General features: G+C 34.4%; 13 protein-coding genes. 7 read left to right on the plus strand and 6 right to left on the minus strand.

Annotated features, from left to right (window positions below; all coding sequences use genetic code 11):
• Nucleotides 1-38: 38 nt before the first annotated feature.
• The 4 genes from BUA98_RS14755 to BUA98_RS14775 form a co-directional block, all read right to left on the minus strand.
• Nucleotides 39-1,868 carry a glycoside hydrolase family 2 protein gene (locus BUA98_RS14755; protein ID WP_072973760.1) on the minus strand — a complete coding sequence of 610 codons (1,830 nt, stop codon included), beginning with the start codon at nucleotides 1,866-1,868 and terminating at the stop codon, nucleotides 39-41.
• A gap of 167 nt (nucleotides 1,869-2,035) precedes the next feature.
• The gene (uxuA, locus tag BUA98_RS14760; RefSeq protein ID WP_072973761.1) at nucleotides 2,036-3,220 is read right to left on the minus strand and encodes a mannonate dehydratase; all 1,185 of its coding nucleotides are present in this window, start codon (nucleotides 3,218-3,220) and stop codon (nucleotides 2,036-2,038) included.
• A 184-nt stretch (nucleotides 3,221-3,404) separates the two neighbouring features.
• Nucleotides 3,405-4,217 carry an SDR family oxidoreductase gene (locus BUA98_RS14765; RefSeq protein ID WP_072973763.1) on the minus strand — a complete coding sequence of 271 codons (813 nt, stop codon included), beginning with the start codon at nucleotides 4,215-4,217 and terminating at the stop codon, nucleotides 3,405-3,407.
• Between the two features lie 245 nt (nucleotides 4,218-4,462).
• Nucleotides 4,463-4,912, minus strand: coding sequence for a NanQ anomerase/TabA/YiaL family protein (locus BUA98_RS14775; protein ID WP_072973767.1), 450 nt, complete (start codon nucleotides 4,910-4,912; stop codon nucleotides 4,463-4,465).
• Between the two features lie 226 nt (nucleotides 4,913-5,138).
• Here BUA98_RS14775 and BUA98_RS14780 point away from each other — a divergent pair, with 226 nt between their 5' ends.
• A complete protein-coding gene (locus tag BUA98_RS14780) occupies nucleotides 5,139-6,146 on the plus strand; it encodes a LacI family DNA-binding transcriptional regulator (protein ID WP_086065335.1) in 1,008 nt (335 codons plus the stop codon).
• Nucleotides 6,147-6,303: 157 nt separating this feature from the next.
• On the opposite strand, the gene BUA98_RS14785 is transcribed toward BUA98_RS14780, so the two are convergent.
• Nucleotides 6,304-7,470: a DUF4861 family protein gene (locus BUA98_RS14785; RefSeq protein WP_072973771.1), complete on the minus strand. Its 1,167-nt coding sequence runs from the start codon at nucleotides 7,468-7,470 to the stop codon at nucleotides 6,304-6,306.
• Between the two features lie 237 nt (nucleotides 7,471-7,707).
• On the opposite strand from BUA98_RS14785, the gene BUA98_RS14790 reads away from it, so the two are divergent.
• The 4 genes from BUA98_RS14790 to BUA98_RS14805 all read left to right on the plus strand — a co-directional run bounded on the left by BUA98_RS14790 (nucleotide 7,708) and on the right by BUA98_RS14805 (nucleotide 13,477).
• A complete protein-coding gene (locus BUA98_RS14790) occupies nucleotides 7,708-9,912 on the plus strand; it encodes a TonB-dependent receptor (protein WP_072973773.1) in 2,205 nt (734 codons plus the stop codon).
• 35 nt (nucleotides 9,913-9,947) lie between these two features.
• Complete coding sequence (locus tag BUA98_RS14795; RefSeq protein ID WP_072973775.1) at nucleotides 9,948-10,412, plus strand: NUDIX hydrolase; 465 nt, start codon at nucleotides 9,948-9,950, stop codon at nucleotides 10,410-10,412.
• A gap of 78 nt (nucleotides 10,413-10,490) precedes the next feature.
• The gene (locus tag BUA98_RS14800; protein WP_072973776.1) at nucleotides 10,491-11,132 is read left to right on the plus strand and encodes an HAD family hydrolase; all 642 of its coding nucleotides are present in this window, start codon (nucleotides 10,491-10,493) and stop codon (nucleotides 11,130-11,132) included.
• Nucleotides 11,133-11,539: 407 nt separating this feature from the next.
• Nucleotides 11,540-13,477, plus strand: a complete 1,938-nt coding sequence (locus tag BUA98_RS14805; RefSeq protein ID WP_072973778.1) for a metallophosphoesterase family protein — start codon at nucleotides 11,540-11,542, stop codon at nucleotides 13,475-13,477.
• A 230-nt stretch (nucleotides 13,478-13,707) separates the two neighbouring features.
• On the opposite strand, the gene BUA98_RS14810 is transcribed toward BUA98_RS14805, so the two are convergent.
• Nucleotides 13,708-14,769, minus strand: a complete 1,062-nt coding sequence (locus BUA98_RS14810) for a phosphatidylinositol-specific phospholipase C1-like protein (protein ID WP_072973782.1) — start codon at nucleotides 14,767-14,769, stop codon at nucleotides 13,708-13,710.
• Between the two features lie 263 nt (nucleotides 14,770-15,032).
• Between BUA98_RS14810 and BUA98_RS14815 the strand changes: the two genes are divergently transcribed.
• Nucleotides 15,033-15,557: an RNA polymerase sigma-70 factor gene (locus BUA98_RS14815; protein WP_072973784.1), complete on the plus strand. Its 525-nt coding sequence runs from the start codon at nucleotides 15,033-15,035 to the stop codon at nucleotides 15,555-15,557.
• 283 nt (nucleotides 15,558-15,840) lie between these two features.
• A complete protein-coding gene (locus BUA98_RS14820; protein ID WP_072973786.1) occupies nucleotides 15,841-16,764 on the plus strand; it encodes a FecR family protein in 924 nt (307 codons plus the stop codon).
• Nucleotides 16,765-16,790 lie beyond the last annotated feature (26 nt).

Consider the following 16,790-nt stretch of genomic DNA (forward strand, 5'->3'; position numbering starts at 1 on the left):
TTACTGTTTGTTTTTTGTTAATGAATTGGTAATGCTTCTTAATTCTGGTTTTGCTCTTTTTCCTTTTTTGAATACCAGTTTTGCATGATATAAAAAGCCTTCTTTTTATTTCCGTCATTTGAAATCAATCCCTTTCTGTTGTATTCGTCCTGAATGCCCGGAAGCAGTCTTCTTGGCGATCTGAAATCAACCAAAATCCATGGACTCAAACCGCTTAGATGAGGTATTTTTTCAATCATTTTCAGGTTCTGAATGTATAAGTATTCCTGATATTCTTCTGTCCAGCGCTCATTTTTTTCACCATGTAAACCTTGTTTGGCGTCTCCTCCAAATTCAGAAACTATAACGGGTTTATTGTATTTGGTTTTCCAGAATATTTTTTCTGCATCTTCCAGTTTTCCGCCATACCAGCCTAAATATTGATTGAATGAGATAATATCCAAATAATCGCCGATAGCGTCATTAATAGTTCCAAATCCTGCGCTATCACTTTGTGTCAATAAAGCCGCACTGATTAACCTTGTGTTGTCTAATGATTTGGTATGGTCAACTAATTTTTTGATGAAAGCATATCGGGGATCAGATATTGGTGTTTCATTTGCCATTGACCAGATGATAATACAAGCTCTGTTTTTATCTCTGGTAACTGCAGCTGTCAGCTGATCTTCTGCATTTTGATAAGTCGCTTGTCTCGTAAATTCAACAGTCCAGTAAACCGGAATTTCTTCCCAAACCATTAAGCCCATTTTGTCAGCCGTTCTGATAATGTTTTCGTTGTGTGGATAATGTGCCAGACGAACATAATTACAACCCAGTTCTTTTGCCCAGTTTAACAAGCGTAAAGCATCTTCTTCAGAATTCGCGCGTCCGCCTTTTGCATTTTCTTCATGGATCGAAATACCACGTAAAAAGATTGGTTTTCCGTTTAAAAGAATTTGATCTTCTTTTGTTTCAATGGTTCTGAAACCAATATTATCTTTTAATTTTTGACCGTTATACTCAAGGGTTACATCATACAATTTTGGATTTTCAGGCGACCAATACGAGATTTTTTTAGCCGGAATTTCGAAATTTAAAATTCCATCGGCACCTACTTTTCCTTTGTAATTAATTTTCAATTCCGGAATTGTGATGGTTACAGCATTTTGTGAAACATTTGGATTATTGATTTTCACAAAACCTGAAATCAAAGTGGCATTATTCTTTTTAAGCTGAATGTTATAATCTTCTACAAAAGAAGCTTCTTCTTCAATTAAAGTTACATCGCGCGTGATTCCTCCATAATTCCACCAATCTGTATTGATTGTCGGAACATCTTCTTTATGGCGTGTATTATCAACTTTAATAACCAAATAATTATCTTTTGCTTTAGCAATCGACGTTACTTCGTAATTGAATGGCGTAAATCCACCAATGTGAGTGCCCAGTTTTTTTCCATTCAAATAAACATCAGCTTTATAATTGATCGCTCCCAAATAAACAAAAAGACGTTTTCCAGCTTTCAAATTATAATCAAAAGACTTTTTGAACCAAACGTTTCCTTCATAATATTTGAGCTCCGGAACCTGCGAAGTCCAATCTCCCGGAATATTGATTTTAGGAGATTTATCAAAATCATATTCTACCAATTCCTGTTTGTTCACGGCATGATAGTTATTGAAATAAGCAGCGTTTGAAGGTTTTGCCTGTTTGTCGTATTCATCGTGATGGAAACTATAATAACCCGTTTCATAAGGGTCAACAATGTAATTCCATACACCGTTTAAAGAAGTTGTATTTCGGTTTGGGACGTTGGAGATTAGGCTTTGATTTTGTGCAAACCCGAAAATAGATGTGGTTAAGAGGATTGCGGTTAATAGTTTTTTCATTGGTATATGTATTTGTTTTTATGTTGTTATGCCATAAAGGCGCTAAAGCAAAAAGTTTTTTCTTTTTTTGTCATTGATATCCATTATCATAATAAAATCTGATTAAATCTTTTTAAATCTGCGTGAAACAAGAAAACCTCGTGTCTTAGTGTCTTCGTGGCAGACCGTTATATAGTTCTTTTAATCCCCATTTCAAGCCCTCTTAATTCGGCTAAACCTCTCAAACGTCCAATGGCAGAATAGCCCGGATTGGTCTTTTTCTTCAAATCATCCAGCATCTGGTGCCCGTGATCCGGACGCATTGGCAATTGGCTGTTATTTCTTTTTTCGACTTCGATAATTGCTTTTACAACTTCGTACATATCAACATCGCCTTCCAAATGGTTGGCTTCATAAAAACTGCCTTCTGCATCTCGTTGTGTACTTCTTAAATGAATAAAATTCATTTTATCGCCGTGACGTCTTACAATTCCAGGTAAATCGTTATCAGCTCTTACGCCGTATGAACCTGTACACATAGTAAATCCGTTTGAATGAGACGGAGCAGCATTCATTAATTCGATCAAATCTTCTTCCGTACTAACAACTCTCGGCAAACCTAAAATCGGGTAGGGTGGATCGTCCGGGTGAATTGCCATTAAAACGCCTTTACTCTCGGCAACCGGAATAATTTCCTTTAAAAAGAAGAAAAGATTTTCCTTTAAAGCCTGTCTGTCAATATAATTGTAGGCGCTCAAAGTCACCAGAAAATCCTCTACAGAATACGCTTCCTCAGCACCAGGAAGTCCCGCCAGAATGTTTTGTTGTAATTTGATTTTGTCAGCCTCTGTCATCGCCTCAAAATACTTTGTTGCTTTTTCAATTTGTTTCGATGAATATTCTTTTTCTGCCCCCGGTCTTTTCAAAATAAACAATTCAAAAGCAGCAAAAGCATTAATATCAAAACGCAATGCTTTTGAACCGTCTTCCACTTCATAAGATAAATCCGTTCTTGACCAATCCAAAACAGGCATGAAATTGTAGCAAATACATTTTATTCCGCATAAAGCCAGATTACGAATGCTTTCTTTATAATTTTCAATGTATTGAAGATAATTTCCGGTTTGTTTTTTGATGTCCTCGTGAACCGGAATACTTTCAACAACAGACCATGTCAAGCCAGATGCACCCTTTTTAGGATGGCCGTCTTCATGCTCAATTTCAACTTTTCTTTTAATGATTTCTTCAATTTCCCATACTTGCCCATTCGGAATATGATGCAATGCCGTAACAATTCCCGTCGCACCGGTTTGTTTAATATCTTGTAAAGAAACCGGATCATTTGGTCCGAACCATCTTAATGTTTGTTCCATTTTATTCGTTTTTTATCATTCCTGCAAGGTTTTCGAAACGTTGTAGGTATTTATTATTTTTTTAAGGAGCTAGTTCCCGCTATCCGTTCCAATCTTTTGTGCCGAACCCCGGCACAAAAGGATTTCCACTACTATCGGGGCTAGGGCACTCATTTTCATAAGAACATTTCTAGCTAATTCAATTTTAAATACTGGTAGCAGCAAATCCACCGTCTACTACTATAATGGTTCCCGTCACAAATTTGGACATGTCGCTACATAAAAATAAAAGTGCACCGTCAATATCTTCCGGCTTTCCAAATCGTCCCATCGGCGTATGGTCGATGATTTTTTCACCTCTTGGTGTTAAGTTACCATCCGGAGTTAACAATAAAGCTCTGTTTTGTTCTCCAATAAAAAAACCTGGTGAAATAGCGTTTACACGAATTCCTTCTCCATATTTAGATGCCAGTTCAACCGACATCCATTTGGTAAAATTGTCAATCGCTGCTTTTGCTGCCGAATAACCAACTACACGTGTTAAAGGTCTTTGTGCCGATGTTGATGAAATATTGATGACATTCCCTTCTTTTTGTTTTGCAAAAAGTTCAGAGAAAACCTGTGTTGGAAGCATCGTTCCGATGATATTCAAATCGACTACTTGTTGTAAATCATTTGGTTTCATATCATAAATAGCCTGATCAGGTTGTATAGTTGCTCCCGGCATATTTCCTCCTGCAGCATTAATTAAAATATCAAGACGACCGTATTTTTCTACAATAAAATCTTTGGCTTTTTCCAGTTCTTCTTTGCTTAAAACATTGGCTTGTATAGCAAAAGCTTTTCCGCCATTTCTTTCTATAGCAGCCACCGTTTTATTAGCTTTTTCAATAGATTGCGATACAATTCCGACGATTACGCCTTGTTTGGCTAATACTTTTGCAAAATTGCTTCCCAATACACCCGCACCGCCAGTAATAAGAGCAATTTTTCCTTCAAGATTAAATATTGAATTCATGTTTGATTTTTATGATTATATTTTTTTAAGCACCTATAGGTTTAAATTCAAGTTTAGTTTTTATAATAAATTCCAATCCGCTTCGCGGGAAAATTCCAAATTCCATTTCTTTCAAAACGTAAAACAATACACTCAGCATTTTTTAGGTTGGAATTTGGAATTTTATCTTTTTAAATTGGAATTTGAAGTTAAAATATTGGAATTTTTAGGGTTTGGAATTTGAATTTTAAAAGATTGGAATTTTTTTAAATCTTTACCTTAATTACAATTTTTTTCAATGGTCCCGCGCCAATCATGGCAGCATGAACATCGGTAGGATATAAAATGCAAAATTGTCCTTCCTGCAATTCAAAATACATATCCGGCTTGTCGTGGAAAAAGCGAACATCCCTTTCGTCGCTATATTCACCATTTGGGTTCACACATTTTTCTCTCGGTTTCCATGCAAAAGTTTCAGGACCTTTTAATGAAATCTGAATATCAATATTCTGATCATGACATTCAAAACCTTTTATGCTTTCTTCTCTGGTTGTTCCTTCTCCGGAAATCACGATTACTTTTAATCCTTCTGCAATTTCAAAAGCACCATCTTCAAGATTTAGCAAATCATTTTGACTTAAATAATCAAATGCTTTTTCGAAATTTGGATGTAAGCCACAATATTTCGCGGCATTACTTAAAACATCTATAATCATATTTTAAATTTTTCTATTTGTTTTTTGTGTGACTACTTGTTTTAAAATACAAACAAATTATTGTTTGATCTACAATTTATGTAATTTTGCGTGTACGCACACGGGCTTTTACAAATGTATAGAAAAAGTTAAGTAAAATAACTTATCTTTACCTAAAAAAAATAATTTTACGAGGTTTCAAAATAGTTTTAACTTAAAAAGTAAGAATATCATAACGATTAAAAAAATAGCGGAATTAGCCAATGTTTCACCCGGAACTGTTGACAGGATCATCCATAAACGTGGTCAGGTTGCACAGGAAAATGTAGATAAGGTGAACGCTATTATCGAAAAATACGGTTATAAGCGAAATATTCTGGCAAGCAATCTGGCCCTAAATAAGAAATTCCGTTTTGCGGTTTTTTTACCTAAATACGAAAGTATCGAATATTGGAAGAGTCAAATTACAGGAATAGAAAAAGCGGCAGTCGAGTTCGGGAAATTTGGTGTTGCGCTGGATTATTTTTTCTACGATTTTAATACTGCTTCTTTTAAGGAAGCTGTGGACAAAGTCCTGAATTTTGAATGTGACGGCTTGTTATTTGCTCCTATTTTTTACGAAGAATCGGTTCGTTTTTTAAATGAATACGAAAAGAAGAATATTCCGGTTGTCATGATCGATTCGAATATTTCAAGTGATTCAGCACATGCCTATGTGGGACAAGATGCTTTTCAGAGTGGTTATCTGGCCGGAAGACTAATTAGTTTTGCGGTAAATAATGAGAGACAGGTTTTGATTTTTAAGATCACCCGCGAAATAGAAAGCACTTCAGTTTACTTGCAACGCATTGACGGTTTTTATTCTTTTTTTAAAGACCATAACGAACTCACTAATTTTAAATTTTCAGAAGTGACCATCAAAGATTCCGGAATTGATCAGTTATCCCTGGAAATGTTCGCAGGAATAAACAGCGTTTTTGTTCCCAATTCCAGAGCTTATATTGTAGCGCGATTTTTAGAGCAAAACAATATTAAAGGTGTCCGTATTATTGGTTACGATTTATTAAAAGATAATATAGAATATCTAAATAAGGGAATAATTGATTTTTTGATTAACCAAAGACCAGAAGAACAAGGTTATATGGCAGTTAATCATTTGTATAAAAAATTGGTTTTACAGGAAAAAACAGAGAGCACTCATTATATTCCGTTGGAGATTATTTTGAAGGAGAATTACTTTCCGGCTAGAAAATAGTAAAAAAGGGTTTCACGCAGATTTTACTTCTCAATCTTGTCATTTCGACGAAGGAGAAATCACACTAGAAACTCACGCACAGTACGTCGCTCTCTGGATGTGATTTCTCCTTCGTCGAAATGACAAAAATCTGCCAAAATCTGCGTGAAACTAACAACTACTTCACCTTAACTTCAAGCGGATTATCAATCTTTTTAGCAAAAGAACTTAAATACTTTTCCCATTCGGCTTTAGTCTGAAACGGACTTCCTTTTTTCCATCCAAAACCAGCATAATAAACTACTTTGTTATCGTCTACTTTTAAGTTGGCGTACAAATTACTTAAGTCTTTATCATTGGTTACGTAGTTAGTAAAACCGATTACAGTATCGTCCGGAGCTACTAATCCCATCCCAATTTCTGAATCATCAATTGGTTCCCAATGACTCATCCAGTGTTGCTTAAAGTTTGTGGTTATGGTTCCTTTTTTATCATGAAGTGTTAATCCGGCAGCAATTGTTTTGGCGCCTTTAATCGAAATTTCAAAACGGGATAAATAATTTCCATAATCCAGACTAATCAATTTAGATTCAGTTATTTTATTTCCCTTTGCATCCCAATCGGCGTAGGTCAAAATAAAACTGGTTCTGATTGGCCCGGTTGTAATGGTTTTCCAGCTGATAAAGTTCTTTGAAAAATAATATTTCCCATCAACATTTACAGCAATTCCGCCAATTCCACGGCTATCACCAACCGCAAAATTATCTAAACCTTCGCCAGTATCTTTATGATAAGATCCGGCTCCTGAAACGGTTTTTTCGTACCATTTATCAATAATAGGATATTCCACTCTTTTTAGCCAGGCATCGATTCCGCTGGTCAAAGTTCCGCCCGGAATTTTATCTTCCACCATTTTTTGCGCTACAGGACCATAAGTTCTAAAAGCCACTTTGTTATTTTCCCACGCATAATCGTCTGTTCTTTCAGGAACAAATCTCGAATAACAACTTACTGTTTTTGATGCCGATGGATTTGAACCTACAAAAACTTCATATTCCTGACGGGAAGAAGCCTGAATTTTGGGTTGAAATAAAAGTAAATCAGCGTTTCCGTCACCATCACTGTCAACTGTTTGCGTTTCTAAAAATGCTGGCGAAGTAACTTCTTTTACAACATAGTTTTCCAGTTTATCTGATGGAGATAAGCCAAGCGCTTTTTTTGTGATTTCGACTGTTTCAAATTCTCTGTCAATATCTAGTGGATTAGTTACTCTTATGATTTTGTTCTGAGAATGAACGGCAAAACTACTTGCCAGAATTGTGGCTAATAAAAGATGTTTTTTCAAAATTTTGATGTTTTTTCCTGATTATATGTCAGGTTTAATGAAAGACTAAAGTACAAATCAAATCTTAAACAGAAATACATAAAGGGTATAAAAATGTACCGAACTGGAAATGAGAATATAGTTCTGAAAAGATGGCCTATTGTCATAATTACAATATTTAACTTGCATCTGTTGGGTTTCCTGATATTCTTGAGTTATTTTTGCCGCTTTTAATTTTAAGCCATTCCCCAAAAAAACATGAGACTATTATTTGTAATTGGAATTTTTATAATGTCATTTTCTGTAAAATCACAATCTGTTAATGGAGTAGTAACAGATGCAAACGGAAAACCGCTAAACGACGTCATGATTTATAATTTCATTTCAAAAGTACATGGTCATAGTGATATAAGTGGAAAATTTGTTCTGGAAAACACAAAGCCAGAAGATAGTTTGCGCGTAACGAAGCAAGGGTATGTTACTAAAAATACTACTATTTCAAATGCTGAAATGCTTTCTATTATTTTAGATGAAAAGCTATTTTTACTGGAAGAAGTTACCATTACAAATAGTCTGAAGTATTTAAATACCATTTCTAAAATAGATTTTGAAATTCAGCCTATTTCAAATTCGCAGGATCTAATGCGTAAAGTTCCGGGTTTATTTATTGGTCAGCACGCTGGTGGAGGAAAAGCAGAGCAGATTTTTCTTCGTGGATTTGATTGCGATCACGGAACAGATATTAATGTTACCGTTGACGGAATGCCAGTTAATATGGTATCGCATGCACACGGTCAGGGTTATGCCGATCTTCATTTTGTGATTCCGGAAACAGTTGATAAAATTGATTTTGACAAAGGCTCTTATTTTGCAGATAAAGGTGATTTTACAACGGCAGGTTATGTTGGTTTTAATACGAAAGAGGTTTTAACTAACAATGCTGTTTCATTTGAAGCCGGTCAGTTTGATACTTTTAGAACCGTTGCTTTATTTAACTTATTACATACCGAAAACCAGTCTGCTTATTTTGCGGGAGAATACATGATGACAGATGGTTATTTTGATGCGCCGCAAAATTTTAACCGAATCAATTTATTTGCAAAGTATACTGCTAAAGTAAATAACGGAGATAAATTGGCGGTTTCCTTATCTCATTTTACAAGCCAATGGGATGCCAGCGGGCAGATTCCGGATCGAGCTGTAAATGATGGAACGATTTCGCATTTTGGTGCAATTGATCCTAATGAAGGCGGAAATACAGGAAGAACAAATTTCAATCTTCAATATGATTCTAAAATTGATGACCATTCACACATTAAAAACAATGCTTTTTTAAGTAAATATGATTTTGAATTATATTCAAATTTTACTTTTTTCCTAAATGATCCAGTGAATGGTGATCAAATTAAACAAAAAGAAAACAGAACAATTGTTGGTTTTCAATCGGAGTATAATAACAAATTAAGTGATAAATGGCTTTTTAAATTAGGGGCAGGACTCAGAAATGACAATAATAAGGATGTTGAGTTATCGCATACTGTAAACAGAAAAACGGTGCTGGATTATTTGAGTTTAGGGAATGTAAATCAGACTAATCTTTTTACTTATATAAGTTTTGATTTTACCTCAGGAAAATGGCTTATTAATTCCGGTCTACGCTTAGATTATTTCAAGTTTGGTTATGAAGATCAATTGGCGCCAACTTATACAAACCAAACACAAACTAAGGCTATTGTTAGTCCGAAATTAAATTTTTTATATACGGAGAATAATACTTTACAGTACTTCTTAAAATTAGGAAAAGGATTCCACAGTAACGATACCCGCGTTGTGGTGGCTCAAAAAGGGCAGGAAATTCTTCCGGAAACGTATGGAGGAGATCTTGGAATTAATTGGAAACCTTTTCCAAGAATGATTGTTAATTCGGCTATTTGGTATTTATATTTGGCACAAGAATTTGTATACGTTGGAGATGAAGCTGTTGTTGAGCCAAGTGGGCAAACAGAGCGAAAAGGATTTGATTTTGGATTTAGATACCAGCTTACCAATTGGTTATTTTGGAATACTGATTATACCTATACGCATGCACGCTCCATGGATGAACCTAAAGGAAATGACTATTTGCCATTGGCACCGGTTCATACTTTAATGAATGGAATTTCCGTTAAAGATTTATATGGTTTTTCAGGAAGCTTAAGAACAAGATTTTTAGGCGATCGACCAGCAAATGAGGATAATTCTGTAGTTGCAAAAGGATATTGTATCACTGATTTTTCGGTAAATTATCAAATTAAAAAGATTTCTATCGGACTGAATATTGACAACATTTTCGATACAAAATGGAAAGAAACACAGTTTTTGACAGAAACCAGACTGGCAAACGAAACAGAGCCGGTAGAGGAAATACATTTTACGGCAGGAACTCCATTTAACGCCCGATTAATTTTGAAATATAGTTGGTAATAATATCTTATCTTTAGGTGTAATATTTTAAAGATATGAAACAAAGCGCCGGCATATTACTTTACAAATTTATCGATTGCACTGTTTATTTTTTATTGGTGCATCCCGGTGGACCATTTTGGAAAAATAAAGATCTGGAAAGCTGGTCTATTCCTAAAGGTGAATTTATAGACGATGAAGATCCGCTCGAAGCTGCAAAACGTGAGTTTCACGAAGAAACAGGTTTTGTAGTAGATGGTGATTTCATAGCACTTGAATCGGTAAAACTAAAATCAGGAAAAACAGTTTTGGCTTGGGCTGTAGAATTTGATATTGATGCTACTTTGATAAAAAGTAATGAATTCGAAATCGAATGGCCGCCAAAATCCGGAAGCATAAAAAGTTTTCCTGAAATTGATAAAGCCGAATGGTTTCAAACGGCAGAAGCGATTAAAAAAATAAATCCTGCCCAAGCCGACTTTATAATTCAAATCGTTTCAAAAATTTCATCTTCACTTTAATTCCCAATCACTTTATAAAAAATATTTTTGTAATTTACATTTCCTTCAATAGGATAATTTATAATGTAATAATAAAATATGGAAGTTAAATGTATAATCTTTGATTGTGATGGCGTTCTGGTAGATACAGAAAAAATAGGGAATGAAATCTTGCTATCAATGGCGGCCGAACATGGCTTTGAAATGAAAATTGAAGATGCTTATAGCAATTTTAACGGTCGAAATTTAAAAGAATGTTTCCTTCATGTCGAGGATTCCATTGGAAAAAAGCTTCCGGATACCTTTGAATCTGAATATAGAGAAAGAAGTTTTGAAGCTTTTAAAACACAAGTAAAACCAATGGACGGAGTTGTTGCATTTATCGATAAATTAAAAATTCCGTATTGTGTAGCTTCCAGCGGTCCGGTTGATAAAATTAGACTAAATCTTGAAGTAGCGGGTTTACTGGAAAAATTTGAAGGCAAAATATTCAGTTCCTATCAAATTAAAAGCTGGAAACCAGAACCTGGAATTTTTCTGCATGCTGCAAAAGAAATGGGGTTTGATATAAAAGATTGCATCGTAGTGGAAGATAGTAAGGCCGGTGTAATGGCTGGAATAAGCGGTGGTTTTAAAGTATACGGTTTTGCAAATGGTCATAACAACGAAGAATTAGAAAAAGGAGGAGCGATTCTTTTTAAGAGCTATGAAGAATTAAGTATACTTCTTCAATTAGAATAAATTAAACATTTAAAGTATATCCCATTTGCCATTTTCTTTGGCAAGATCCAACATAAGTTGGCCATACTACGTCATTAAACTTTGTTCAAGTCCCAGAGGGACAACATGTTTATAGAAAATATAGAAATGTATGTTATAAAACCCCAGCGGGGTGATATTTTAAATTTATAGAAAACTTAGCATATCGCTCCGCTGGAGCTTTATTAGCAACGTTAAATATTTGGCTATAAATATTGCGCTCCTCTGGAACTTACCAGAATTTAATAAGCATTTATTTGTTGAAACTCTTCCTTAAAAATTATCATTCGGTAACAATAGCTTAAACGTTTTTGAGATTTTTAGCCATAAAATTGCACGTTCTTTTTATGATGGCGCCCATTTCATAAATCCTTTAAAATTTTAACCTAATGAATTTAAAAAATACAGCTTATAAAAACTATTTTATATGGCTACTTTATATTTTGCTGAATACTACGATTTCAGCACAAAATCTTAAGAATCTCAATGGCACTCAAATCGCTTTTTTATCTGATGTACATTTGCAGGATTTATTCGGAACCTTTTCAGACAACGATTATAAAGGTATTCTGAATCCAAAAACCGGACAATACACTTTGCTTCGAACGATGGCTTCGCAATTGCATTCGACCCGAATTTTTAATGAAAATTATTTTGCTTTCATCGCTGCTTTGGAGGATATCGCAAAACGAAAAATAAAATACGTCGCACTTCCTGGTGATTATACAGATGATGGTCAGCCAATTCACGTTCGCGGTTTAGAAAAAATCTTAGAACAATACAGCAAAAAATACAACATCGAATTTTTTATCACAACAGGAAATCACGATCCGGTTGGACCTTTTGCACAAGATTCTGGGAAGGAAGATTTTTTAGGGAAAGACGGAAAAAGCCAGCCCATTTATAGCAAAGACGGCCTTTATAAGCCTAATTTAAGTACCGAACAGCCTGTAATTGTAACAGCCGATATTGCCAAAATGGGTTATTTAGGAATCACAGACGGATTAAAAGATTTTGGTTTTTATCCGAATAAAAAATACAAATTTTGGGCAACTCCGTTTTCAACTTACAATAGCCAGAATTATAGTTTTGAAAAAGCTTCTCAAGCTGCTTTATTGTCAAACCGGGTTTATAATGTGGCACCAGGTTATGAAGTTCCGGATGTAAGTTATGTTGTAGAGCCAATCGACGGACTTTGGTTGATGGCGATTGACGGAAATGTTTATATTCCGAAGAAAAATGATGGTGATCCAAAAGATTCAAAAAGTTATTCAGAGGCAAGTACAGGTTATAATAATGTACTTTCAAATAAAAAGCATCTTATAAAATGGGTTCAGGATATTTCGGCGGAAGCCAAAAAACAAGGAAAAACCTTAATCGCTTTCAGTCATTTTCCGATGATTGATTTTAATGATGACGCTTCTGCGGAAATAAAAGAACTGCTTGGGCCAAACAAATGGCAATTAAACAGAGTTCCGGTAGAAGAAGTTGCGCAGACTTTTGCAGATGCCGGATTGAAAATTCATTTTGGCGGACACATGCACATTAATGATACAGGAGTTCGCACGACGGAAAAAGGGAATACTTTGGTGAATATTCAAACACCTTCATTAGCCGCTTATATTCCGGCTTACAAATTATTGACAATTAAAAAAGATAATCTAGTTGATATTCAAACCATCACCATTGATGACGTTCCGAGATACAATGAACTTTTTGATTTATACAAAATGGAATATCAGTTTTTAGAAAATCAAAAAGCAAAAGACATTTGGAATATTAATATCCTGAAAACCAAAAACTACCACGATTTTACCGATTTCCATTTGAAAGAATTGGTTCGCTTGCGTTTTTTATCAGATGATTGGCCTTCTAATTTTAAAGATTTTTTTCTGAAACTTTCTGCTCCCGATTTATTGGTTTTGGCAAGCGTTCAATCCAATAGTGATTTTGATGAAGTTTTAAAAAATAAGGAAAGATTCCAAAAAGAATGGGAGGAAGCAACAGTAAAATCGGCTCAATATTTAAAAGAAAATAAACTCAAAAAAGAAGATTTTAACTGGACAGGTTACGATTTACTTGTTGATTTTTATCGTTTCAGAAGTGCCGATGAATTGGCTTTAGTAGATGTTGGAACAGAAAGAGTAAAACAATATAAAATCTTGTCTCAGTTGTTTTTTGAAAATCATGCAGCAGATACTTCAAAAGAAAAACCCTTGCAAAACCAAATGCGATTGTTTTTAATCATCTTCAATAAATTCATGCATGAGGTTCCTGCAGATCATTTTAGTGTTGATTTGAAAACGGGAGACATTAAGCGTAAATAGTTTTTTTTGTTTCAAGTTTCAGGTTTCAAGTTGTTGGAGCGTATTTAACCGCAAAGGGCGCAAGGATTTACGCAATCCCGATAGCTATCGGGAGCAAAGCTATTTTGACAAAGCCTTGCGAACTTTGCGTTTTCTAAGCATAAACAAATGCAAAAAACTTTGCGGACCTTGCGGTTAAATTTTACTCATTTCAACAACTTGAAACCTGAAACAAAGAAAACTTGAAACAATTATTTAGCCCCATTAACCGGATCAACTCTCACATAAGTTCCGTCATCATATTTTACCTGATAAGGAGAATTGAAAAACGTACTTGGTAAATAATAATCGGTTGTGATAATTTGTGCTCCTGATTTTTTTGCTGCTTCAAAGTGCGAATAATCATTTTTACGGGCTTCTTTAGTATCTGAATCAGCTCTGGTTCTGATGATGTAGCCTTTCTTAACTAAATCAGCAATTTGAGGATCTTCAGAATTGTTTCTGAATAAAGTTGCAGCTTCCGGTTTTCCAGGTTCAGCGTTGATAAAAACAGCACGTCCTTTCAAGGATGGATGATTCAACGCATACAAATCTCTTTTCGCTCCGTTATTATCTAAAATAAATAAAAATTTACCTTTTGCTTTTTTTAGTGTTGGCCAATTGTTATTCAGAACAGCTTCTTCCAAAGTTTTGTATTTGCCACGTACCATATCTGGTGTGATTAATTTATTTCCTAAACCTTTTCGAAGTTCTTTGTCTAAAGCGTCGAACAATTCAGGTGTAAATTTTTCTGCTTTTGTGCCTAAGTGGCTATCGTCATCTTTTGGTTCCAAAGTAATAAAAACCGGAACGTGATCCGGATTGGTATCAGACCATTTTTTTAATTCTGCAAGGCAATTTTGAAGCGTGTAGCAGGATGTTCTAAAATCAATATCAATCATATGAAAAACTTTAAAACCCGGCTTTTTCATTTCTCCATTTGGATCATAAGCTTCTTCAGATTTTGCAAGGTCCAGACCTTTTGGGTGTGCAAATTTTCCGCCTTTAGAATCCGCCTGAACATCAATTTCAAGATTTCTTAAACCTTTATTTAATTGTTCTGTAAGCGGAATATGAGTGTATTGCAAGCCTTTTAAAGAACGGCTCGTGTCTTTGGCCTGGATAAAATTGTACAAATCAGTTTCAATGGCGTGGCGGTAACTGTTGTGTGATCCGATAACCTGAATTTGATTGATTTTTAGATTGTCATTTTGTGCCTGAACGCTGCTGTTTATGGCGCCAGCAAGAAATAGGGTGAACAGAATTTGTTTCATGATTTAAAATGTAAAAAGTGTTACTAGATTAGGGGACGCATCAAAAGAAAACACTTTTTAGAGAGCACTAAATTAAAAGCTGAATTTGGATTTTATGTTAGATTAAGAAAAAGAAATCGCAAACCGATTGTCATTTTTGCCTGAAAATAGTAGTATTTATACAGCAAAAGAATTCATTATTTAATTTAAAGTTAACCTTCAGGCAAAAAACTTTGGTATAACATTTTATTATTTTACAACTCCAAATACTACCAAAAGCAGCCATGAAGAATCCTGAAATTTTTGAACAAACGTATACCGAATACTGGAAAAAGCTTAATGCGTTTTCGTATACAATGACTCAGGATAAAGACTTGGCACAGAACATCGTTCAGGATGTTTTTATTGATTTATGGGAGCGAAAAGACGATTTGAATATTAATGCGATTGAACCGTATTTATTTCGTGCCGTAAAAAATCAGGTTTTCAAACATTATCAAAATAATCGCTTTGACAAGACCATTCTGGAAGACCAGTTTGAAGATTATGTTATTGATAATTTCGCTTCGATTGATCCTGAATTAATGGATTCACTTTATACTTTATTAGATAAACTTCCGGAGAAACGAAAAGAAGTTTTATTGATGTACAAATTTCAGGACATGTCAATCGATCAGATTGCGGATGAACTTGGAATTTCAAAACAAACGGTTAAAAATCAAATTTCTTCTGCCTTAAAACAACTTCGTGAAGGCTTAAAAGACCTTGCCTGGCTGGCTCCATACATCATTTTGCATCAAAAGTTTTAAGATAACTTTCCGTTGATGTTTTCATAATATTTCCCGATAGTACGATTTCATGATTCTGGTACTTACTTGTAATAATAACCTTTTGGGTAATTATTGATTTTTGTTTAAACACATAGGAACATAGATTTTTCATTTAAAAAAGGAGAATTTAAAAAACTAGTTTTCACACATAGCTATACATAAGACGCTATGTTTTTTAAGGCAAGTGAAACGCCTCTAATAAGTAAAAAAAACTATGTTTCTATGTGTTAAAAAATTGCACCAATAAGGACCAACAAATAGTATGATAAAAAGAATCAAACATAGTTTAGAACATTTAATTGATAAAAGTTCAAGAAATAAAACTTCAATAGCAGAAGAAAATCTATTAAACGATTTTGCCTTTGACCAATATCAAAATTCAAAATGGAATGAAACTACAATGGGAAATCCCGATGAAGTTTCGCAACATATATATGAAGGAATTCAACTTCGAATAGGAAAGAAGAAAAGCTTCAATCCTTATTTAAAATACATGGCCGCTGCCAGTATTCTTTTTCTTGTTGGTTTGGGATTTTTTTTCAAACCAGGTTTTTCAGTTGAAAAGCAACTAACATTTAAAACTTTAGATACCCCCAAATCTATCCAATTAAATGACGGCTCGAAAATTTATCTGGCAGCAAATTCTATATTTCAATATCCTGAAAAATTTCTGGGTGATGAAAGAAAAGTTTCGCTATTAAAAGGAAATGCGTTTTTTGAAGTGGCCAAAGACAAAACGCATCCTTTTATTATTACTTCAGGTGAAATTAAAACAAGAGTGGTTGGTACTTCATTTCACATTCAGTTATCAAAATCCAAATGTGAAGTAATTGTCGTAACGGGAAAAGTAAATGTTACTTCAAAAGGACAAAGTGTTGATCTGGTTCCGAATGAAGAAGCGTTGTTTGAATCTCAAAAATTAACCAAACAACTCGCAGACAAGTCTTATTTAGTGAATTGGTATAATATCGACGTCACATTAAATCAAACTACACTCAAGCAAGTTATCACGATTTTACAATACAAATACGGAGTTTCATTTCAGTATGATAATGCACACGTATTAGCAATGCCGTTAACGGTATTCATTAAGAAGGACGCATCATTAGAGAATGTTTTAGAACAAATTAATTATATCACAAACCTAAAATTCAGAGTTTATGGCGAAATAGTAAAAGTGGATTAAAAACAAAAAAAGCAGTTGCTGAGAAC

It is taken from the genome of Flavobacterium saccharophilum, assembly GCF_900142735.1.
GTDB classification, from domain to species: Bacteria; Bacteroidota; Bacteroidia; order Flavobacteriales; family Flavobacteriaceae; genus Flavobacterium; species Flavobacterium saccharophilum.